General features: G+C 64.2%; 21 protein-coding genes. 10 read left to right on the top strand and 11 right to left on the bottom strand.

Features of this window, described 5'->3' with window-relative positions; translation table 11 throughout:
* Positions 1–119: 119 nt before the first annotated feature.
* The 6 genes from EN804_RS19135 to EN804_RS19110 all read right to left on the bottom strand — a co-directional run bounded on the left by EN804_RS19135 (position 120) and on the right by EN804_RS19110 (position 6,380).
* Positions 120–1,130, bottom strand: a complete 1,011-nt coding sequence (locus EN804_RS19135) for an ABC transporter ATP-binding protein (protein WP_135920784.1) — start codon at positions 1,128–1,130, stop codon at positions 120–122.
* Positions 1,127–2,122 carry an ABC transporter ATP-binding protein gene (locus EN804_RS19130; RefSeq protein WP_135920782.1) on the bottom strand — a complete coding sequence of 332 codons (996 nt, stop codon included), beginning with the start codon at positions 2,120–2,122 and terminating at the stop codon, positions 1,127–1,129. Before EN804_RS19130 ends, EN804_RS19135 begins: the two co-directional genes overlap by 4 nt.
* Complete coding sequence (gene ddpC / locus EN804_RS19125; protein WP_127277259.1) at positions 2,119–3,003, bottom strand: D,D-dipeptide ABC transporter permease; 885 nt, start codon at positions 3,001–3,003, stop codon at positions 2,119–2,121. Before ddpC ends, EN804_RS19130 begins: the two co-directional genes overlap by 4 nt.
* Positions 3,003–4,019 (bottom strand): ABC transporter permease, encoded by a 1,017-nt coding sequence (locus EN804_RS19120; protein WP_135882450.1) that lies wholly within the window; start codon positions 4,017–4,019, stop codon positions 3,003–3,005. The genes ddpC and EN804_RS19120 overlap by 1 nt, the downstream gene beginning before the upstream one ends.
* A 17-nt stretch (positions 4,020–4,036) precedes the next feature.
* Complete coding sequence (locus EN804_RS19115; RefSeq protein ID WP_135920780.1) at positions 4,037–5,584, bottom strand: ABC transporter substrate-binding protein; 1,548 nt, start codon at positions 5,582–5,584, stop codon at positions 4,037–4,039.
* Between the two features lie 127 nt (positions 5,585–5,711).
* Positions 5,712–6,380: an XRE family transcriptional regulator gene (locus EN804_RS19110; protein WP_135882454.1), complete on the bottom strand. Its 669-nt coding sequence runs from the start codon at positions 6,378–6,380 to the stop codon at positions 5,712–5,714.
* Positions 6,381–6,525: 145 nt separating this feature from the next.
* Between EN804_RS19110 and EN804_RS19105 the strand changes: the two genes are divergently transcribed.
* From EN804_RS19105 to EN804_RS19095, 3 genes are all read left to right on the top strand, one after another.
* Entirely contained in the window at positions 6,526–7,662 is a 1,137-nt protein-coding gene (locus EN804_RS19105) for an FAD-binding oxidoreductase (RefSeq protein WP_135920778.1), read from the top strand.
* Between the two features lie 170 nt (positions 7,663–7,832).
* The gene (locus EN804_RS19100; protein ID WP_135920775.1) at positions 7,833–9,329 is read left to right on the top strand and encodes an aldehyde dehydrogenase family protein; all 1,497 of its coding nucleotides are present in this window, start codon (positions 7,833–7,835) and stop codon (positions 9,327–9,329) included.
* 101 nt (positions 9,330–9,430) lie between these two features.
* A complete protein-coding gene (locus tag EN804_RS19095) occupies positions 9,431–9,709 on the top strand; it encodes a hypothetical protein (protein WP_135920773.1) in 279 nt (92 codons plus the stop codon).
* 12 nt (positions 9,710–9,721) lie between these two features.
* Here EN804_RS19095 and EN804_RS19090 read toward each other — a convergent pair whose 3' ends face one another.
* Together EN804_RS19090 and EN804_RS19085 are read right to left on the bottom strand one after the other, a co-directional pair.
* On the bottom strand, positions 9,722–10,222 hold the full coding sequence (locus tag EN804_RS19090) for a peptide deformylase (protein ID WP_127277245.1): 501 nt from the start codon (positions 10,220–10,222) through the stop codon (positions 9,722–9,724).
* Positions 10,223–10,300: 78 nt separating this feature from the next.
* A complete protein-coding gene (locus EN804_RS19085) occupies positions 10,301–11,383 on the bottom strand; it encodes a CaiB/BaiF CoA-transferase family protein (RefSeq protein WP_135920771.1) in 1,083 nt (360 codons plus the stop codon).
* A gap of 129 nt (positions 11,384–11,512) precedes the next feature.
* Here EN804_RS19085 and EN804_RS19080 point away from each other — a divergent pair, with 129 nt between their 5' ends.
* Together EN804_RS19080 and EN804_RS19075 are read left to right on the top strand one after the other, a co-directional pair.
* On the top strand, positions 11,513–12,535 hold the full coding sequence (locus tag EN804_RS19080; RefSeq protein ID WP_135920769.1) for an LLM class flavin-dependent oxidoreductase: 1,023 nt from the start codon (positions 11,513–11,515) through the stop codon (positions 12,533–12,535).
* A gap of 54 nt (positions 12,536–12,589) precedes the next feature.
* On the top strand, positions 12,590–13,237 hold the full coding sequence (locus tag EN804_RS19075; protein ID WP_135920767.1) for a ThuA domain-containing protein: 648 nt from the start codon (positions 12,590–12,592) through the stop codon (positions 13,235–13,237).
* A 98-nt stretch (positions 13,238–13,335) separates the two neighbouring features.
* On the opposite strand, the gene EN804_RS19070 is transcribed toward EN804_RS19075, so the two are convergent.
* On the bottom strand, positions 13,336–15,360 hold the full coding sequence (locus EN804_RS19070) for an amidase (protein WP_135920765.1): 2,025 nt from the start codon (positions 15,358–15,360) through the stop codon (positions 13,336–13,338).
* Between the two features lie 202 nt (positions 15,361–15,562).
* Between EN804_RS19070 and EN804_RS19065 the strand changes: the two genes are divergently transcribed.
* Positions 15,563–15,796 carry a hypothetical protein gene (locus EN804_RS19065; RefSeq protein ID WP_135920762.1) on the top strand — a complete coding sequence of 78 codons (234 nt, stop codon included), beginning with the start codon at positions 15,563–15,565 and terminating at the stop codon, positions 15,794–15,796.
* Positions 15,797–15,874: 78 nt separating this feature from the next.
* Positions 15,875–16,075, top strand: coding sequence for a hypothetical protein (locus tag EN804_RS19060; protein WP_135920760.1), 201 nt, complete (start codon positions 15,875–15,877; stop codon positions 16,073–16,075).
* Positions 16,076–16,131: 56 nt separating this feature from the next.
* Here EN804_RS19060 and EN804_RS19055 read toward each other — a convergent pair whose 3' ends face one another.
* Positions 16,132–17,343, bottom strand: a complete 1,212-nt coding sequence (locus EN804_RS19055) for an alpha-D-ribose 1-methylphosphonate 5-triphosphate diphosphatase (protein ID WP_135920959.1) — start codon at positions 17,341–17,343, stop codon at positions 16,132–16,134.
* Between the two features lie 267 nt (positions 17,344–17,610).
* Here EN804_RS19055 and EN804_RS19050 point away from each other — a divergent pair, with 267 nt between their 5' ends.
* Together EN804_RS19050 and EN804_RS19045 are read left to right on the top strand one after the other, a co-directional pair.
* Positions 17,611–18,456 carry a UTRA domain-containing protein gene (locus EN804_RS19050; protein ID WP_135920758.1) on the top strand — a complete coding sequence of 282 codons (846 nt, stop codon included), beginning with the start codon at positions 17,611–17,613 and terminating at the stop codon, positions 18,454–18,456.
* A 126-nt stretch (positions 18,457–18,582) separates the two neighbouring features.
* Positions 18,583–19,107 carry a GNAT family N-acetyltransferase gene (locus EN804_RS19045; protein WP_246693451.1) on the top strand — a complete coding sequence of 175 codons (525 nt, stop codon included), beginning with the start codon at positions 18,583–18,585 and terminating at the stop codon, positions 19,105–19,107.
* A 337-nt stretch (positions 19,108–19,444) separates the two neighbouring features.
* Here the strand turns inward: EN804_RS19045 and EN804_RS19040 are convergent, their stop codons facing one another.
* Positions 19,445–20,098, bottom strand: coding sequence for a hydrolase (locus tag EN804_RS19040; protein WP_135916412.1), 654 nt, complete (start codon positions 20,096–20,098; stop codon positions 19,445–19,447).
* A 154-nt stretch (positions 20,099–20,252) separates the two neighbouring features.
* Here EN804_RS19040 and EN804_RS19035 point away from each other — a divergent pair, with 154 nt between their 5' ends.
* Entirely contained in the window at positions 20,253–21,146 is an 894-nt protein-coding gene (locus EN804_RS19035; RefSeq protein WP_127277014.1) for a LysR family transcriptional regulator, read from the top strand.
* Positions 21,147–21,179 lie beyond the last annotated feature (33 nt).

Raw genomic sequence — 21,179 nt, 5'->3', positions numbered from 1 at the left:
GTTCAGCGTTTGAAAGAATCGCCCGACCCGCTCTAGCTTCTTGTTTTTACGCAATTCCCAAGGGGAAGCGCTACGCGCTTCTCCCGGGAAAACCGCTACGCACTTTTCCTGGAATTGCTCTAAGCAATCGCATCATTCGGGGAGGAAAATACCGGTCGCGGCGCCGTGCGCGGCACCGCCGTATCGGTTGCGCGCGTGACCAGATGACAGCGGACTGTTCGCAACCCGTCGGCGGGTGCCAAAACCTGCGGCAGTTCGCAGCCGGTCGTCGCGGAAGGGCAGCGCTCGCGGAAGAAGCAGCCGGTCGGCAGTGTTCGGTTGCTCGGCAATTCGCCGGCGCGCGGTGCGATCGAGGTCAGTGGACGATCGAAACTCGGAACGGCATCGAGGAGCGTCTTGGTATAGGGATGTCTGGGAGCGTCAAGCACGTCGAGCGTCGGGCCTTCCTCGACGATCTGGCCGAGATACATGACGGCGACACGATCGGCCACGTGGCGCACCAGCGACACGTCATGCGAGATGAGCACGTAGGATAGCTTGCGCTCCGCCTGCAGCGACAGCAGCAGATTGACGATCTGCGCCTGCACCGACACGTCCAACGCCGAGGTCGGCTCATCGAGGACCAGCAGCGCCGGTTCAACGGCGAGTGCCCTGGCAATCGCGATGCGCTGGCGCTGGCCCCCCGAGAACTCATGCGGATAGCGATCGACATGCTCCGGCCGCAAGCCGACCGAGACGGCCAGTTCGGTTGCGCGCCCGATCAGTTGTTTGCGGGTGTAGCCGCCGCGAATGTGCAGAGGTTCGGTGATCAGGCGCCAGACCGGAAGACGCGGATCGAGCGACGATTGGGGATCCTGGAAGATGATCTGCAATTGGGTGCGCCGTGCGCGGTCCCGTTCAGTTCCCCTGAGTTTGATGGCACCGGCGGAAATGTCGGTCAGGCCGAGGATCGCCTGCCCAAGCGTGGTTTTTCCGCAGCCGGATTCCCCGACAATGCCGACCGTCTCGCCTTCGGCCACGCTGAACGACACGCCGTTGACGGCATGGACGTCGGCGCCTCCGAACCAGCCCGAGGTGACACGGTAGCGGACTTCCAGGTCTTCGACGGAGAGGAGCGGAGGCTGGGTCACGCGGCTTGCGTCTCCTCGATACGGCGCCAGCAGGCGGCGCGGCGGGCCGGCTCCATGGCAGCCAGCGGCGGTACCGAGACGCAACGATCATTCGCCTCGCGGCAGCGCGCTCGAAACAGGCAGCCGGCAGGCGGGTCAAGCAGGTCGGGCAAGGTACCGGGGATCTGCTCCAGCGGCTGCTTGGGTGGCGCCAGCCCCGGCAGACAGCGTATCAAGGCGCGGGTGTAGGGATGGGCTGGCGCTGCCAGCACCGACGCGGTCGTTCCGGCTTCCGCGACCCGTCCCGCGTAAAGCACGTAGAGCCGGTCGCAAAGCTGCGACACCACGGCCATGTCATGCGATATGAAAACAACGGCCGTTCCCGTGCTCATCGCCTTGTGTTTGATGAGGCCCAGGATCAGCGCCTGCACCGTCACGTCGAGTGCCGTCGTCGGCTCGTCGGCGATAATGAGCTTGGGTTCGCAGGAGAAGGCCATGGCGATCAGCACGCGCTGTCGCATGCCTCCGGAAAGCTCGAACGGATAGGCCTGCATGATCCGCTCCGGCTCGCTGATCAGCATGTCACGCAGCAGCCCTGAGGCTTTGCTCGTCGCGGCCGCTTTGTCGAGACGCTGGTGACGGCGGATGACTTCGACGATCTGCTCGCCGATCCGTCGGGTCGGGTTGAGGGCGTTCATCGGTTCCTGGAAGATGGTCGACACCAGCCGCCCGCGCACGTGCTGGAGTTCACGCTCGCTGAGCGTCATCGGATCGTTGCCGAACAGACGGATGCCGCCGCCGGTAATGTGCGCGCTGCCTTTGGGCAAAAGCCGCGTCGCCGCCATCATGGTCACCGATTTGCCGCACCCGGATTCTCCCACGATGCCGACGATCTCGCCGGCACGGACATTGAGGCTGACCCCGTTCAGCGCCTTGATCGGCCCGCGATAGGTGCGGAACTCGAGCGAAAGGTCGGAGATTTCGAGCAGGACATCGCCGGACGGTTCGGTCATCGGCCACCCAGCCTGGGATCGAGCATGTCGCGCAATCCGTCACCCAGCAGGTTGAAACCCATGGCGCTGATCAGAATGGCCAGGCCGGGAAAGGTGACATACCACCACTGGTCGAGGAAATAGTTGCGCCCGCTCGACACCATGGAGCCCCATTCAGACGTCGGCGGCTGGGCGCCGAGGCCGATGAAGCTCAAAGCCGCCGCCGTCAGGATGGTGCCACCAAGATCCAGGGTCGCCTGAACGATGATGGGCGACAGGGCGTTAGGCAGTATGTGCCAGCGCAGCATATAGGCGGGCGAAGCCCCGAAGCTGCGCGATGCCTTCACATAGGTGCGGTTGCGCAGCGACAGCGTCTGCCCACGCGCCAGCCGCACATAGGCGGGCACCCGCACCACGGCGACGGCCAGCATGGCGTTGAACAGGCTCGGTCCCAACGCCGCGGCCAGCGCCATGGCGAGGATGAGTGCCGGCAGCGCCAGAAAGACATCCATCAGCCGCATGATCGCGGTGTCGACGATGCCGCCGACAACGCCGGACAGGCAGCCGATGATCGAGCCGATAAAGGTCGAGATGATGACGATGGCAAAGGCGATGCCGCAGGACGCGCGCGCGCCGAAGAGCACCCGCGAAAACAGGTCGCGCCCGACCTCATCGGTGCCGAAGAGGTGCTGCGGGCTGGGCGCGGCAAGCCGTGCTGCAAGTGAGATCTTGTCGGGCGGGTAGGGCGCCAGCAGGGGCGCGGCCATGATCACAAACAGCACCGCCAGCGCGATCGCGGCGCCGACCAGAGTGAGAGGACTTTCCTTCACGCGATACCACAACCGTCCCGCGCGAAGCCGCGCAGCCGGCCGGGGCGATGTGACGATGCCATCCGCCGCCATCAGCCGAGTTCCCTGATCTGTGGGTCGAGCACCATATAGGTCAGATCGACCGCGAGATTGATCAGCACGTACCCCAGCGAGGCGACGATGGTGAAGCCCATGATCGCGGGAAAATCCAGCGTCTGGATCGATGACACCACATAACTCCCCATGCCTGGCCAGGCGAAGATCGTTTCGGTCAGCACCGCGCCGTAGAGCAGATCACCGAAGGCGAGGCCAAGCAGCGTCACCGACGGGATCAGGGCATTGGGCAAGGCGTGCCGCAGGATGACCGCCGATCGCGACAAACCATTCGCACGCGCGGTGCGCACATAATCCTCCTGCAGGACATCCAGCATCGAGGCCCGAATCTGGCGCGTGATGATGCCGAGATTGGCGAAGGCGAGGACAAAGGCCGGCAGGATGAGGTGATAGAGCGACGACCGGAAGGCTTTCAGGTCGCCGGCGACCAGCGAGTCGACCAGGAAGAAGCCGGTGATGCGCGGCGGCGCGGCGATGCCAAGCGTGATGCGGCCGCTGCCCGGCAGGATCGGTATCTTGACGTAGAACAGGAGGATGAGCGCCAGCCCGAACCAGAATACCGGCATTGAAATGCCGGCAACCGACACGACACGCGCCGCCTGGTCGACCGGTCCGTCCTTGTAGATTGCCGAAAGCACACCGAGCGGCACGCCAATCATGATCGCCGTCACCAGCGCGGCGATGCCGAGCTCGAGCGTGGCGGGCAGGAACAGGGCAATATCGCCGGCCACCGGGCGCCGTGTCCGCAAGGACTGGCCGAGATCGCCCGACAGGAGCTGCTTGACGTATATGACGAACTGCTGGGTGACGGGCTTGTCCAGACCAAGCTCCTGGCGCACATGCGCCAACGTCTCGGCCGAAGCCTTGTCGCCGGCGATCAGCTGCGCCGGATCGCCGGGGATCAAATGCGAAATCGTGAAGGTGATGACCGCGACGCCAGCCACCACGAAGACCAGCAAGACGAGGCGCCGAAGGATTGTTGAAATAAGCGACATGCCTTCGGCGCCGATTTCTATTCGGACTTAGACATATCGGCGATGTTGTAGACCTGGATCAGCATCGGATTGTAGACGTACCCCTTCACCGAGGATCGCATGGCGAAGATGTCGTTCTTCTGGAACAGAAGGACGTATGGTGCATCCTCGTTGGTGATTTTCTGCGCGTCGATATAGAGCTGCTCACGCTTCTTCTGGTCGACGGTCGCGAGCGCCTGGGTGATCAAATCTGTCACTTTCGTGTTTTCATAGAAGGCTCGGTTGCCGGGGGCTCCCATCTTGGTCGGGTCGAACCAGATGTTCATGAACATGAACGGATCGGCGAAATCGGGCGTCCACGCGCCCGTCGCGATGTCGTAGTCGCCCTTGGCGACCAGTTCGCGCTTGGTCGTGTCGGCGACATTCTTCATATCCATCGTGACGCCGATTTCGGCGAGCGAGGCCTGCAGCGCAAGCCCCACCGGCTCCCAGGCGGAGTCGGCCTGCGAATAGGTGAAGCTGATGTGCAGATTGGAAACACCGGCGTCGGCAAGCAGTTGCTTGGCCTTCTCCAGATCGTAGCTGTACTGCATGCCCTGCGGGTCATGGCCCCACATGCCGTCCGGGACAGCCCCGCGCATCTGTTCGGCCTGGCCCTGCATGACGCCATCGACCAGCCCCTTGTAGTCGGCCGCATAGGATATGGCCTGACGGACCTTCGGATTGTCGAAGGGCGCTTTCTTGTTGTTCAAATAGAGATAGACGACATAGAGGCTGGGATTGCTCTCGATGACCACCCCCGCGCTTGATTTCATGGCCTCGGCCTGGTCGACCGGAACCTGGTCGATCAGGTCTGCGTCTCCGTTCTCCAGTTGCAGGCGGCGCGATGACATCTCGCGTACGATCTTGAAGATGACCTGCTTGAAAGCCGGCGCCTTGCCGGCATAGTGGGGATTGGGATCGAGCGTGATCTGCTGGTTGCGCTCCCAGCCCGAGATTTTGAAAGCGCCGCTGCCGGCGCTGTGCTCGGCGAGCCAGGCCTTCGCGTCGTCGCCGTTGACCGCGTGCTCCTGCGCCTTGGGATTGACGATCGATCCGGCCGAAGTGGCGAGCGCCGACAGGAACGGCGCAAACGGCGCCGACAATTCGAATTTCACGGTGCTCGGGTCGACAATGACGACATCCTTGATGGTCGGGAACATGTCGCCCGGGCCAGCCGCCAGCTTCTTTACGCGGTCGAATGAATATTTGACCGCGGCGGCATCGACCGGCGAACCATCGTCGAACATGTGTCCCGACGCCAGCTTGAAAGTCCAGCTGAGGTTGTCGGGCGCAGTGGTCCAGCTCTCGGCAAGCTCCGGAATCACCTCGGTCTTGGCGCCGTCATATTTCACCAGACGCTCGTAGGCCGGAAAGATCAGCGTATAGCCGTTGTTGCTGACCTCGACGCCGGGGTCGGCCGTGGGCGGGTCCTCGGCCTTGGCGATGACCAGGACATCCTTGTCGGTGGCCCAGCTCGGCGCCGCAAAGGTCAAGGCTGTCAAAGCGGCAAATGCCGCAAAAGTCGGCAGGCGACGTAACAACATGATGCGCTCCCCTCGAGCTTGTGTTTTGCATCTCTCACGGGATGACCGAGGGATGCCTTTCGCCCACGCTAACACCCGCATTTCGGATGGCAAGCCGATTTTTCTGATAGGAAAGATATTTTTCTAATTAGCCAAGTGTCATTTCCGTGTCGGCAGTCTCGCGCTCGTCATGAGGACGCACGCTTTTGGCGCCGTTGATGATGGTCTGCTCCGACTGGCCGGATGCCGACGTGCACACGCACAGGATCCGGGCCGGCGTGTCGCCGACGCTGACATAGGCGTGTCCCATCGTGCTTTCGAAGTAGACCGACTCTCCTGTTTTCAGCCTCAGCGTCTCGTAGACGTCGGTGTGCAGCTCGACTTCGCCTTCGAGGACATAAGTGAATTCCTGGCCGGGATGACGGATGAGCTCGCCGAACGTTTCGATGCTTTGCTGGGTGATTGACCCCAGCATGGGGATCATTTCCTTGCGCGACAGTTCCGTGCATAGAAAGCGGTAGACATAGTTGGGGGTCTCGACGATCCGCCCGTCCTCAAGCCGGCTGACGGCACGCGCGCCGTGCGCGATGGGGGAGGCGCTGGCCTTTCTCACGCCGAAGAGCTCGGTTATGTCGACCTTGAGCCCTTGGGCAAGCTGCAGCAGCTTGTCATAGGTCAGCGACATCTGGTTGTTCTCGACCTTCGACAGGGTGGAGATGGCGAGCCCCGACATCTGGGCGACCTGCGTCAGCGTCCAGCCCCGCTCCCGGCGCAGCAGTTTGAGGCATTCTCCCAGGCTTGGCTTCGAATCGCTCATGGCGGACCCTTTTCGACATTGGCGGCAGTCTAGGGTTGGGACTGGACAAAGTCGACTCGCAAGCGGCGCCGCCTTTATCATAGGAAAGAGGTTTGACCGATCGGAAATATTCTGCTTGGTTGCCGGCGCTTGCAAGAGGGAAGCCATGCAGGACGTTCTTATCATCGGCGGCGGCATGGCTGGCGCCTCGGCGGCTTTCTTTCTTGCGGCTGGTCGACAGGTGACCGTGCTTGAAGCCGAAGCCCATTGCGGCATGCACACAACGGGACGGTCCGCCGCTCTCTTCATCGAGGGTTACGGCAACGTCGCTATCCGCGCGTTTACGCGCGCCAGTCGGCGGTTCTTCCTCGAGCCGCCGTCCGGCTTCTGCGACGTACCCTTGCTGACACCTCGTGGCACAATGTCGATCGGCACGGCCGCGCAGAGGCCCAGGCTGGAGGCGCTGTTTGCCGAGAGGGTCGCGGAATCGGCAACAGCCATCGAATGGCTCGACCCCGACGCTTCCCGATCGGTCATTCCAATCCTGCGACCTGAATACGAGGCGAGCGCGTTTCTGGACCGTTCGGCGATGGACATCGATGTCGACACCCTTCACCAGGGCTTTCTGCGGGGCGCACGCCGCCAGGGCGCGCAGGTCGTCACCAATGCTCGGGTCGAGGCGATCGAGCGGATTGGTGGCACATGGATCGTGACGACCACGGCCGGCGTCTTCGAGGCGCCCGTCCTGGTCGACGCGGCGGGTGCATGGGCGGACCAGGTGGCCGCCATGGCAGGAGCCACGCCGCTTGGCCTGGTCCCGAAACGACGGACCGCAATGCTTGTCGAAACGCCACCCGGCATCAACGCCAAGGACTGGCCGGGCGTGATCGATGCCGACGAGATGTTCTATTTCAAACCATCCTCGGGAATGCTGTTGCTCTCACCAGCCGACGAGACGCCGAGCGAACCGTGTGATGCACAGCCCGAGGAGATCGATATCGCCATCGCAGTCGATCGCGTTCAACAGGCCGCCGCGCTGCCGGTAACGCATGTGTCGCGCAGTTGGGCGGGGCTGCGGTCGTTCTTTGCGGACAAGACGCCGGCGGTCGGTTGGGACCCCCATGTCGAGGGCTTCTTCTGGCTGGCAGGACAAGGCGGCTACGGCATCCAGACCGGACCCGCGCTCGGTCAACTGACCGCGGCCCTGGTGACCGGAAGCGACCTGCCCAAGCCATTTCTTGGCGAAGGCGCCGATCCCAGCCTGTTGTCGCCGGCCCGCTTTCATGGGCCACGACCGAGGTGAATGACTGTTGAGGCGCCCATGTTGCCGGACATGCGCGTGGCCTCGTCAGGACCGCCGGGCCCGGGCGATGCGCTGAGTGCTCCCGGTCGAGAACGCCCTTTCAGCTTTCCTTGCTTGAGGTCGCTCCCACCGGGAGTAATAGTCGCCATGGAATTCGTGAGGAGGACGAGATGACGGTGAATTTCGACCCGAGGGCGAAGGCCGCGACGCTCTACCACGGCGAATTCCGGCCGATGTTCATCGGCGGCCAGTGGATTGCGGCGCGGTCCGGCGAGGTGATGCGGGCGCTCAACCCGGCGACCGGCGAAGTGCTGGCGACCGTGCCGCTCGGCGCAGCCGCCGATGTCGACGCGGCGGTGGCGGCAGCGCGCGCGGCCTTCGAAGGGCCATGGTCGACATTCTCGCCCTATGAGCGGCAATGCGTGTTGCTCAGGATCGCCGATCTGTTCGAGACGCATTGGGAAGAACTCAGCGTTTCCGACACGCTCGACATGGGACTGCCGATCACGCGCACGCTGGCCAACCGGCGCCGCGTCATCGGCATGCTGCGCTTCTATGCCGGCATGGCGACCGCGCTGCACGGCGAATCCATAGACAATTCCATTCCGGGCGAGATCGTCACCTTCACCCGGCGCGAACCGGTCGGCGTCGTCGGCGCGATCATCCCCTGGAATGCGCCCACCGCGGCCTCGATCTGGAAGATCGCGCCGGCGCTCGCCACGGGCTGCACCATCGTGCTGAAACCCTCGGAGGAAGCATCGCTGACGCCGCTGCTGATCGCGCGGCTGATGCAGGAAGCGGGCGTGCCCGACGGCGTCGTCAACATCGTCACCGGAACCGGCGCCGAAGCGGGCGCGCGGCTTGCCGAGCATCCCGACGTCAACAAGATCGTCTTCACCGGCTCGACGCTTACCGGCCAGGCGATCGCGCGGGCGGGCGTCACCAATCTCAAGCGCGTCTCGCTCGAGCTTGGCGGCAAGTCACCGATCATCGTCTGCCGCGACGCCGATATCGACAAGGCTGTTCCCATCGCGGCCATGGCGGTGTTCGTGCATTCGGGCCAGATCTGCATTGCCGGCTCGCGCCTGTTCGTGGCGCGCGAGATCCATGACGAGTTCGTGCGGCGGCTCGCCGAGTTCGCCGGCAGCCTGCGCGTCGGCCACGGCATCGAGGCGGAAACCGAAATCGGGCCGCTGATCAATGCCAGGCAGGCCGGCAAGGTGGAGGGCTACATCAAGGCCGGCAGCGACGAGGGCGCCGAACTGGTCGCCGGCGGCGCGCGGCTGACGGGCGCGCTCTATGACGGTGGCAACTTCATCGCGCCGACCGTCTTCGGCGCGGTGTCGGACACCATGACCATCGCGCGCGAAGAGATCTTCGGGCCGGTCATTTCGGCGATGCCGTTCGACACGCTGGACGAGGCCGTCGTGCGCGCCAATGCGACGCCCTACGGGCTGGCCGCCGGCATCTTCACCAGCCATCTCGGCACCGCGCACAAGCTCGCCCGCCGCATCAAGGCGGGCTCGGTGTGGGTCAACATGTACCATGCCATCGACCCCGCCGTGCCATTCGGCGGCATGAAGATGTCCGGCTATGGCCGCGAGGGCGGCATCGAGCATCTGCATGAGTATCTGGAGACCAAGTCGGTCTGGATCCAGACCGACTAGCTGTGCTGATATTCAGGTGCTGGCAAGGCCCGTGTTCAGGAACTTTTCGTCATCTGAGGATTTGGATATAAGATGAACACCGAACAGAAGGGTGTTTTGCGATGACGACCAAACGGCTGGAGATTTGTGTTCTTGCCCTCGCAATGGGCTGCTGCATGTCTTCCACGGCATTCGCCGGGGCCAAGCACCGCCACAATCAACAGGGCGAACAGGAACGCTATGTTCCGGCCGAGGACGATCTCATCGATTTCCTGTTCGGCGGCCCGCGCTATTATGACCAGCAGTTGGTCACGACGGCCGCGGGGGCCTGCTCCTACCAGCGGACAGGGCCGGACGGGTTTGCGATAAACAAGATCAACGATCACCACTGCGGGAAGTAGACGGCCTGGCGCCTACGACGCTCGCATCAACTTGCCGTAGCGCTTGATCAGCCGGTCGCGCTTGAGGCGCGTCAGCCTGTGCGTCCAGAACAGCCCGTCGAGCTGGTCGATCTCGTGCTGATGGCAAACCGCCAGCAGACCCTCGGCATCCTCGAACCGCTCATTGCCATCCAGATCCTGATAGCGGACGCGTATGCGGGCGTGCCGCTCGATGTCCTCGGTGACGCCGGGCATGGAAACGCTGCCTTCCTCATGACGGACCATCTCGGTCGAGGCCTGGATAACGGATGGATTTACATAGATTCCCGGCTTTGCCGCGGAAGGAAGCTGGATCACGACCAGGCGTTTCAAGATGCCGACATGCGGGCCGGTAATGCCTATCCCTGGCGCCGCGTGCATGGTGTCGATGAGATCGCCGGCCAAACCGTGCAGGTCGCCGTCGAACAGCTCTACGGGCTCGGCCACGGCACGGAGGAGGGGATTGGGGAATTTTATGATCGACCGAACCGCCATGGACCTCGTCCTATCCGCCAATCATCTTCGTCTGGTGGGGCCGTGCGACCGGCGAATACCGGCATAGCACGGACGCCATCACGGCTCCGCCAGGTCCGCACGGATTTCGGCATCGTGTTCGTCGCGCGCCGGGCATTTGGGCGGCGTCCACCGCGCGCTGGAAAAGCGCGGTGCCGCAGCCGCTTGAAGCGCGCCGTCCACCGCCTGCCATGTACCGCGCGCGGCCATATGCGGATGCAGGGCGGATTCATGCGGGCCAAGCACCGGCCCGACGCAGGCGTCGGACCCTTCGAACAGGCTGATCCATTCGTCACGGGGTTTCGCGGCAAAGATCGCCGCCAGCCGGTCGCCGAGCTCCGGCCAGCGTTCGCGATCGAACTGCCGGGCGAAGTTTGGATCGGCGGCGAGGCCGAGCCGGTCGAGGAAGAGCGCGTAGAATTTCGGCTCGATGCACTGGACACTGATGAAGCTACCCTCCGACGTCCGGTAGACGCGGCACCAATGCGGCCCATCGAGCAGGCTTTGACCGCGCTCCGTTGCGAGCGCGCCGGACTGGCCAAGCGACATCAGCAGGTTCATCATATGAGCGGAGCCGTCGACGATCGCGGCGTCGACCACGGTGCCGTGGCCGCCGGCACGCGCGTTGATGATGCCGGCCAGCATGCCGACCACCAGATAGAGCGCGCCGCCGCCTATGTCGCCGACAAGCGTCGGCGGCGCCATGGGCGGTTCTCCAGGCAAGGAGGCGTACCAGAGCGCGCCCGACAGGCCGATATAGTTCATGTCGTGCCCGGCGGTGGCGGCCAGCGGTCCGTCCTGGCCCCAGCCGGTCATGCGGCCGTAGACCAGGCGCGGGTTGACCGTGAGGCAGGCATCCGGGCCGAGCCCAAGGCGCTCCATCACGCCGGGCCGGAACCCCTCGATCAGCCCGTCGGCGGTGGCGATGAGGCGCATCAGCACGGCCACGTCCCCGGCGTCCTCGAGGTCGAGCGCGATGGAGCGCTTGCCGCGATCGAGCAGCGAGCGCTCCGGCGCACCCGGCATGGACGCGTGCTTGCGGTGGGCGACGATGACATCGGCGCCGAGATCGGCGAGCAGCATGCCGGCGAAGGGCGCCGGTCCCAGCGCCTCGATCTCGACGATGCGGATTCCCCTGAGCATCCCATCCTCCACAGCGGTCGGCCCTTTGGCACCTTGGTTATCGCGAACGTTTGGTATCGAGAGGGCGACGGTGTGTAACCCCGCTCTTTCGCCATTGAAGCATGTGCCGTCGGCATATACTTCAGGGCCATGAAAAAAATCGGTTTCCTGTCATTCGGGCATTGGACGCCCTCGTCGCAATCGCAGGTGCGTTCGGCATCGGACGCGCTGCTGCAATCCATCGATCTCGCCGTCGCCGCCGAGCAGCTTGGCGCGGACGGCGCCTATTTCCGCGTGCATCACTTCGCCCGCCAGCTCGCCTCGCCATTCCCGCTGCTGGCCGCCGTCGGCGCCAAGACCAGCCGTATCGAGATCGGCACGGCGGTGATCGACATGCGCTACGAGAACCCGCTCTACATGGCCGAGGACGCGGGTGCGGCCGACATCATCGCCGGCGGACGTCTGCAGCTCGGCATCAGCCGCGGCTCGCCCGAACAGGTCATCGATGGCTGGCGCTATTTCGGCTACCAGCCGCAGGAAGGCCAGACCGACGCCGACATGGCGCGGCATCACGCCGAGGTCTTCCTCGACACGCTGCGCGGCGAAGGCTTTGGCCAGCCCAATCCACGGCCGATGTTCCCCAACCCGCCCGGCCTGCTCCGGCTCGAGCCGCATTCGGAAGGCCTGCGCGAGCGCATCTGGTGGGGCGCGGCCACCAACGCCACCTCGGAATGGGCGGCCAAGCTCGGCATGAATTTGCAGAGCTCGACGCTGAAATTCGACGAGAGCGGCAAGCCGTTCCATGTCCAGCAGGCCGAGCAGATCCGCGTCTATCGCGAGGCCTGGAAGACGGCCGGGCACAAGCGCGAACCGCGCGTCTCGGTCAGCCGCAGCATCTTCGCGCTGGTCGACGACCGCGACCGCGCCTATTTCGGCCGCGGCAATGAGAGCCGCGACCAGATCGGCTTCATCGAGGAGAATACGCGGGCGATCTTCGGCCGCAGCTATGCCGCCGAGCCGGATGTGCTGATCAAGGAATTGGCGCAGGACGAGGCGATCGCCCAGGCCGACACGCTGCTGCTCACCGTGCCCAACCAACTCGGCGTCGACTACAACGCCCATGTCCTCGAGGCGATCCTGAAGCACGTCGCGCCTGGACTGGGGTGGCGCTGAGCGCCGCGCCGTGTAACCATCCGCCATGGCGGGCGGTTCACGGAGGTTCACGGTATGGCGAAGAAGGCGTTGATTGCCTGGGGCGGCTGGGAAGGCCACACACCTGAGCGCAGCGCCAATGTCGTGCGCGACATGCTGGAGCGCAACGGTTTCACGGTGACGATCGGCCACGGCACGGCGATGTTCGCCGACCCGGACCTTGCCTCATTCGATCTCATCGTGCCTGTCATCACCATGTCGACGATCGAAAAGGCCGAGCTGAAGAACTTGACGCAGGCCGTTCGCCAAGGGAGCGGGCTCGGCGGCTTCCACGGCACGATGGGCGACAGCTTTCGCAATGAGCCCGACTATCAGTTCATGACCGGCGGCCAATGGGTCGCGCATCCCGGCGACATCATCGACTATCGCGTCGTCATCACCCGGCCGGACGATCCGATCACGAAAGGCGTCAGTGATTTCGCCTATAGGTCGGAGCAATATTACATGCATGTCGACCCGGGCAACGAAGTGCTGGCGACAACCACATTCACCGACGCGCATTTCCCGGGCATTGGCGGCGTCGTCATGCCGGTCGTCTGGAAGCGCCGGTATGGCGCGGGCAAGGTCTTTTACAGTTCGCTTGGTCACACCGCGGATGAGTTCGCGGTGCCGGAAATGGCGCTGATGGTCGAGCGCGGCTTGCTGTGGGCCGCGCGGGGGTAGCGGCAACGGTGGCGCTCTACGGCGCCCCCCTCTGTCCGGCAGGACAAAGGGGGGCGTGACAGAACTCGACGGTAGACGTTGCGCTTTTCACTACTTCGCTACCCAATCCCACCCGTAACCGCATAGGCGCCTGCGGTGCGTCCATCCTCCAGCCGCACCACCGCCGTCACGATCGAGCCATACGCGCCGCGCCAGGGGCTATGGAGGCGCTGGTGCTCGGCGGCCGGAACGAGCCCACGCCCGATGAAGCGCGTCCCGCTTTGTTGCATCGCGACGGCGTCTCCGTTGACATGCAGCTTGACGCTGGCGTTCTGCGCCTCTGCGTCGCCGGGCAGATCAAGCGTGATGGCGATCTCGTCCTGATCGCCCGAAGCCCGCGTCTCGGCCGCAAGCTTGATCGTGAGCGCGGGCGCTTCGCCATTCCCGGCTTGGGCGGAACCGCGTGAAAACACATCATCGGCCAGTTCAGGCGTGCGCGGCGGGCTCGTGCGGCGCTGCGTGGAGCGTTCGTAATCGCCGGCCATGCGCAGCAGCCTTTCGTCGTCGTAAGCCTTGCCGGCGAAGGTCAGGCCGACCGGCATGCCGATGTCGGCCATGGTGCCCATCGGCACGGTGACGGTCGGGATGCCGAAATGGCGCCAGACCAGATTGCCGTTGGCGACCCAGGTGCCGTTGCGCCAGGCGAGCGCGGCGGACGCCTCGTTGATGTCGGCGTCGGCCGGGCCGACATCGGCGGCGGCCGGCAACACCACGGCATCGAGGCGGTTGGCGTCCAGCCAGTCCTCGAAATCGATGCGCCGCGTCGCCTCAAGTCCCGTCAACCCGTCTGCCATGGTCGGGATGTCCTTGAAGGGCGTGACGCCGGACTTCGCCCGCTCGACATAGTCCGCCAGGTCGAAGCCGCCTTCATAGCGGTCCGGCAAGGTGCCTGGCGGCTGCGGAAAGATTTTCGGGCCGTCGACAGAGGCGAGATCGGGCAAGGCAGGGTCGGCATTGGCGCGCAGGAAATCGTCCCAGGCCCAGATGCAGAGGTCCCAGATTTCGCGGTCGGCGAAGTCCGCCGGCACCAGTCCGCGCTCGACCATGGTTCGCGCGCCGGGACGGTCGCGCTCGTAGTTGGAGACGACGGGAAAATCGACCTCGACCATCTCAGCGCCGAGCCGGCGCAGATCCGTTGCCGCCTGCTCCCATAGATCAAGCACCGAGGCGCGGGTTTCGATCGGCCGGTCGGCCTCGCTGTCGCGGCCGATATACATTCCGGGCACGCCGAGCCGTTTGCCCTTGAGCGACCCCTCCAGCGCCAGATCGGTGTAACGCGGTGTGCGCAACTCGGAACTTTTCGGCAGTTTGATCCAGGGCTGCGCGCGCCAGAAATCGCCTCTGGTTTCCGGATCATCGGCGACGATGACATCAAGCAGTTCCAGCATGTCGGGCACGCTGCGCGTGTGCGGCACCACGACATCCATGGTCGGCACCAAGGGCCAGTTGCCGCGCACCGAAATCACCCCGCGCGAGGGCGTGTAGGCGACCAGCGCGTTGTTGGTGGCCGGCGCGCGGCCGGACGACCATGTTTCCTCGCCGAGCCCGAAGGCACAGAAACTCGCCGCCGTCGCGGTGCCCGAGCCATTGGAGGAGCCCGACGCGAAGGCGGCGGTCAGGTAGTCGGCGTTGTACGGGCTTTCGGCGCGGCCATAGACGCCGCGCTGCATGCCGCCATTGGCCATGGGCGGCATGTTGGTGAGGCCGATCAGCACCGCGCCGCCGGCACGCAGCCGGGCGATGGTGAAAGCGTCCTCATTGGCGACGAGATGCTCGAAGGCGGGCGAGCCGGCGGCCACCGTCAGGCCCCTGACCTTGTAGCTGTCCTTGGCGGTGTAGGGGATGCCGTCGAGGGGCCCGAGCGTCTTACCTTGCCGGCGCCGCTGGTCGGAAGCGGCGGCTTCCTCGAACATATCAGGGTTGAGCACAGGCACGGCGTTGAGGCTGATGCCGTGCCGGTCGAAATGGGCGATGCGCCTGACATAGGCCGCGACCAGTTCGACGCTGGTGACAGTGCCCTCGTCGAGCGCCTGGCGCAGTTGGTCGATCGTCGCTTCGACGAGGTGAAGGCTGGCGTCGGTCATCGCGGGTCCCAGGCTGTTGTCCGTACGCCATGGATGAGCGAGGCCGCCGGCTTCGGCAAGAGCCAATCAGAGGTCTTTGCCGAGCCTGTTGTTCCTGCCTTTCAGGTCAGCGGCACGCGGTCCTCGAAAAAATCGATTTTTTTATGCAACCTCTGACGGGCGCGCGCGTTACAGGGCTCCCGGGGGGAGGATGAGGTTTGCATTGTGCCGTTTCGAGATACTGAACGAGCCGACAGGCACGTATTCCATTTTCGACAGATCGACCGAATTGCCGGTAACCGTGGGAGGCAGGGCTTTCATCGGTCTTTACCGGCACGAAGTGCCGCTGGCCCTGCTCGCCGCCATGGAGCCCAATGACAGCGGGATGCCGTCGCTCTCGCTGCTGAGCGGCTGCCGATCCTGCCGGGATGATCGACAAGACGACTTGCAAGCGTGAATGAACGCTCGCATAAGTTGCGGCTGGCATATAACATGAAAGAAAATGGTGCCGTCATCACAGCATGAAAGGGGAATCATGCCTGAACAGAACGCGCTTGTCCGCACGGCCATTGCACGGCTGCTTTCCGAGAAAACCGGGGTCGCCGTCATTTCGATGAAGGAGAGTATCGCGGAACTGCCGGCGGCAGCCGGCGCGGCGCTGACCATCGATAGGCTGCAGGATCTGCTGCTGGAAATGGCGGAGGTGCGCGGGATGATGGTGGCGCTCGATCTTTAGGATGGTTCACCGTCTCAGGGAACGATAAGCAGCCCGCACCTTTCTTGGCGATTGCTCTAGGCCTGCAGATACGGGTGGGTCGCCACCTCCTGAAAGCGTTCCGCCTTGCGCGCCGGCGCCAGCGTGCCGTCGCCATAAATCATGCGGCCGGCACGGAAGGTGGCCCGCACGCGGGCCACGGGGCTGACATCGGCGACGACGAGATCGGCCAGGAGTCCAGGCTCGATGGCGCCACGGTCGGCCAGGCCCAATGCCTTGGCCGGGTTGGCGCTGGTCAGCGCCGCAGCCGCTGCCAGGCCATCCTCGCGCAACTGCGCCAGGCCGAGCACGGCGGGCAGGATCGAGGCCGGGTGATAGTCGCTGGCCAGCATGTCGAGCAGCCCGGCCTGATAGGCCTGGCGGGCGGAAAGATTGCCCGAATAGGATTCTCCGCGCAACGCGTTGGGCGCGCCCATGGCCGTATACATGCCCAGCCGGCGGGCTTCCCGCGCCGCCTCCAGGGTCACCGGAAATTCGCTGAGCACGGTTCCCAGGCCGTGGACGAACTCAACCTTTTCCAGTGTGTCGTCATCGTGCGAGGCGAGCACGATGCCGCGGGCGCGGGCAAACGCCGACAGGCTTTGCAGCGTGCCGAGCACACCGCCATGCCCGTTGCGATCGGCCATGCGCTTGCCGACGACCTCGGAGACGTCGGCAATGGACATGCCGCGCTCCTTGGCCAGGCGGGCGATATACAGTTCGACGTCGCGGTACTGTCCCTGTCCGGGCGTGTGATCCATCAGTGAGACCAGATGCAGCTTGCCGGCATCCATCAGTCGTTCCAGCACGCCGACAGCCGCGGTGAACGTCACCTCGAAACGGGCGTGGATGCGGTGGTCGACCAGAAGGTCGTCCTTCAGCCCGGTGATGGTCTGGATGATGGAAGATGTGTGTTCTTCCGAGCGCAGCAAAGCCGCGGTGGCGCTGTTGCCGATGAAGGAAAGCGCGGCATAGGCTGTGGTCACGCCGCAGGAGGCCAGCCGCTTGTCGAGTTCGGCGATGCCGATTTCCATCGGCACGTGGACACCGCTGCGCGGCTCCACTTCGCGCTCCACCATGTCGCCATGCATGTCGATGAAACCAGGCAGCAGCAGGCGGCCGCCGCCGGTGAAGTCGGCGTTCTCGACAGGTTGGTCGCGGATCTCGGCGATCCGGCCGCCTTCGACCCTGACGGCGCCATTGGCAATGACACGGTCGCGCAGGACAATCTGGAATTCACTCAGCCACATGTTCCGCCGCTCCATCGGTTCGTCCCCGCGGTGGGGTGCGGCCTTGTCTGCCCGTTCAAGCATGGTCGTCTCCGAAAACAACATTCCGCATTTCCGGATCGCCCTCCGGCCAGGTGGTTTCAAGGCGTGCATTTGAATGTTTCATTTCTGATGACCGGATAACTTGGCTTGGTGACAGGGTTGTGTAGGACAAACAGGCCGGCCCGTCGTGCTGCCACCGGAGATATCCGCAAGATGTGACGGTACGAGACGGACGTTGCCGCGGCCTTGAGAAGCAAGGGCCACAGCGTCAGCGTCATCCTCGCCGAATATGGCGTCACCGACTACATAAGGCTGCGCACCGACATCATCGTGCGGCTGCCGACCAAGGAGGAGGCGCGACGGCTCGCGCAACCGGAGACCGAGCCGGTGATGCTGACGAAAAAAGTCGATGTCGACATGAAAGGCACGCCGATCTCCTATTCCGAAACGGTCTGGGCGAGCGAACGCATGCAGTTCTCGATCGACAATACGAGCCAGCTGCTCAGCGTGCTGGCGCAGGCCGAGAACGGCGAGGGTGAGGGGCTGGGTTACGCGTCAAGGATGAAATCGGCGCGGGTCTGGCTCGGGTGGCGTGCGGCCGCGAACAATGTCGGTGTTCGACCTGAGACGGATCTGGTGCGAGACTGCCGCCCGCACGCCAGGCAGCATCCATTCCTGGTTCGGGTTCGCCAACTACTGGGCGCCGGGCGTCCATTCGGGCAGCGGCGCCAGGCTGCGGTTGAACTGCTTCCACCACATCGCCTCATCCACCTCGCAGCAGGCTCGAAGCATGGCGTGTGCCTTCTCGAAAGCCTGAGTCGCGAGGTCGTCGAACGTCATCCGCGCATCGTACGGCACCGACACCACCAGTTCCTGACCGGTCTGTGTCCCCCCTTCGTCGACCTGAAGATAAAGCCAGACGACGAAATGCGCGCCTTGGCCGCTCGCGTCCGCATTGCCGATCTTGATGCGGTCGATGCCTGCTGCGGTGACTCTCATGCGGGGACCTCTTCAATCGAGCTCAGAATGCCTCCAGAAGTCCGCCGCGATCAGGAAGGTTCCGTCACCGTTGCCGCTATGGTGAAGCATTGATGAAGAGGCGATTGGGCCGGCGTTGCCTGGCTATAGCCGAGCCCTGCCAGCGCCATTGCATTGGCGCCGCCTCGGGTCGAAAATGCCTCCATGAAAGCAGTTCCCAGGCTCACGACACCAAGGCTCGTGCTTCGGGCGCCGGGCGATCGGGATATCCCGGCATGGTTCGCGCGTGCCACCGATGTCGAATCCGCCTCCCTTGCCGGCGATCCCGTTCCCGACGACATGAGCGCGGGCGCGCGATGGCTCGCGCTTTCGCGTCAGCGGTTCACCGACGGCAAGGCGATCAAATGGTCCGTGGACCAGGCGGGTGTGTCGGATGCGATCGGGACGATCACCCTGTCCTTCGCAACCGACGCCAAGGCGGCCGCATTGGGATTTGTGCTCGGGCGCGCGCATTGGGGGCAGGGGCTGGGCAGCGAGGCCGCGCGCGAAGTGCTTCGCTACGCCTTCGAAACCCTGGCGCTCGAACGGGTGACGGCCGAGGCGGCGACGCGCAATGTCGCGTCGCTGCGGATCCTGGCGAAGCTCGGCTTCGACCATGTCGAGAGCTTCATCGATGAGTCCGACGGTGAGCACTGCGAGCGCTTCGCGCTCGACGCAGACGTCGGAACGTCACTGTTGGCGGGCGATGCGATGCCAGGCTGCTAGGCTTTGAGGCATCCGCCGAGGGATGATCCCTGGATCGCGTGGGCTTTCCGCGGTTCAGGGCAGATCAGATCATCGGCGCCTCAAAGGCCACGAAAATGATGCCGGCCAGCATCCGTCCGCGCCTCGCAAGCACTGGCCCATGGGCCAGCTGGACGAGGTGCCGGCGTCGAGCGCATATCCGCCGCGACAAGATCACCAGTCAAGGCGATCAGTGCCCGGCGCCGCCGCCGAAAGCCAGTGCGGTGAGGCTGGCGAGGCGGCGTGGGATGACGAGACCCGATACGTATTCAATTCCCTTGCGACGCATCGCCCCGGATGCTCGTCATCCCTATTCAGCTTAGCCCTTGGCGCTCGGCACAGGCGTATTGAGGAGCTGCTGCTCCCAAAGATACGCGATGCCGCTGCCGCCGAAGTGCTGGATGAGTATCTCGGTCAGATCCTCGACATGCTCGGTGCGCGCCCAATCGCGTTGCCATTCGCCAGCGAGCGCCATCACGGTCATCACGTTCGCGCCGGCCGCGATCATCCGCTGGATGGCAACTTCGTGAGACTCCTTCGAAATGCCGCCCGACGCGTCGGTGATCACGGTCACGTCCCAGCCTTCACCGGCGGCCTGGATCACGGGCATTGCGACGCAGACCTCGGTCCACAGGCCGGCGATGATCAGCTGCTTGCGGCCGGTCGCCTTGACGACGTTCACCACATTCTCGTCCTGCCAGGTGTTCACCCAGGTGCGATCGACGACTTCCTGGTCCGGAAATACGTCGGTGATCTGCTTAAAGAGAAGTCCACCGCGCGCCGCGATCACGCTGGTGAGAATGGCCGGAACATTGAAGGCTTTTGCCAGCTTCGCCAGCGCGGTCGTGTTGTTGACCACCATGTGCGGATCGTGGCTGTTCAGGTTTGCGAGCTGATAAGGTTGGTGATCGATCAGAACGAGGACCGAGTCTTCAGGACGAAGAAGCGAATCAAGGCCGTTGCGAGGGGTCATCAAGACTTCCTTTCTCTGCCGCCATGGACGGCACTGGGTTCACGGGAGACATGCGCCAGCGGGCGGCGTTGCCTGGACGCAATTTGCTGTTCCTCTTGGTGATGCGGTAGTGCCATGGTCAGGCATACTGTGTTGCGAAATGAGGAACGCCGGAATGGACATTGAAGATCTGCAGACATTCGTCGTAGTGGCCGATGCAGGCGGCGTATCGGCCGCCGCGCGCCGGCTCGGCGTTTCCAAGTCAATCGTCAGTCGGCGGCTCTTTCGGGTTGAAGCGGAACTTGGCGTTCAGCTTCTTGCACGAACGACCCGGGGTGCGGCGCTTACGGAAGCGGGGATCACGTTCAGGGATCATGCGGCACGCGCCAGCGCCGAGATCGACACGGCCAGGGAAACGATCCTCCCAACCGGAGAACTGCGCGGCCGCCTGAGGGTTGCCATGCCGCTTTCTTTCGGCCCGACCCACTTCGCTCCGGTGCTTGCGGAAATGGCGCAACACCACCCGCAACTCCACATCCATAGCTCCTACAGCGACCGCTTCGTCGATCTGATCGCCGAAGGTTTCGATTGCGCGATCCGGGTTGGCTACCTTCAGGACTCCAACCTGATCGCGAAGCGCGTCGGGCCGATCTATGGAAAGCTTGTCGCAAGCCCGGATTACATCAAGGCGCACGGTTCACCTGAGAAGGTAGAGCAACTCGTCGACCATCAGGCCCTCATGCAAGGAACGGAAGCCTGGCAGTTCGTGGATGGCGACAAGATTGTCACGGCTCAGCCGCAGGGCAGGTTCAAGGCCGACAACGCTACGGCGCTTGCCGCTGCCGCGGCGGCTGGACTCGGCATCGCCTGGCTCCCCGACTGCATCACGCACGAATATGTGGCCTCCGGCGCACTCGTTGCGGTGATGACGCGCTATCCCCCGCCTTCGGCAGGCGTGTATGTCGTCCGGCCGCCGGGTAGGCACCCCACACGGAAAGTCCGGGTCCTCATCGAAATGCTGATCGAGTATTTCGCACGACATCCAGATGTTTGGGGTCTCGACCGCTAAAGCAAGAACGAGGCGGAACCCTTCAACAATTGC

Source organism: Mesorhizobium sp. M8A.F.Ca.ET.161.01.1.1 (assembly GCF_004792105.1).
In the GTDB taxonomy this organism is placed as follows: domain Bacteria; phylum Pseudomonadota; class Alphaproteobacteria; order Rhizobiales; family Rhizobiaceae; genus Mesorhizobium.
This window is presented reverse-complemented; position numbering and strand designations above follow the sequence as displayed.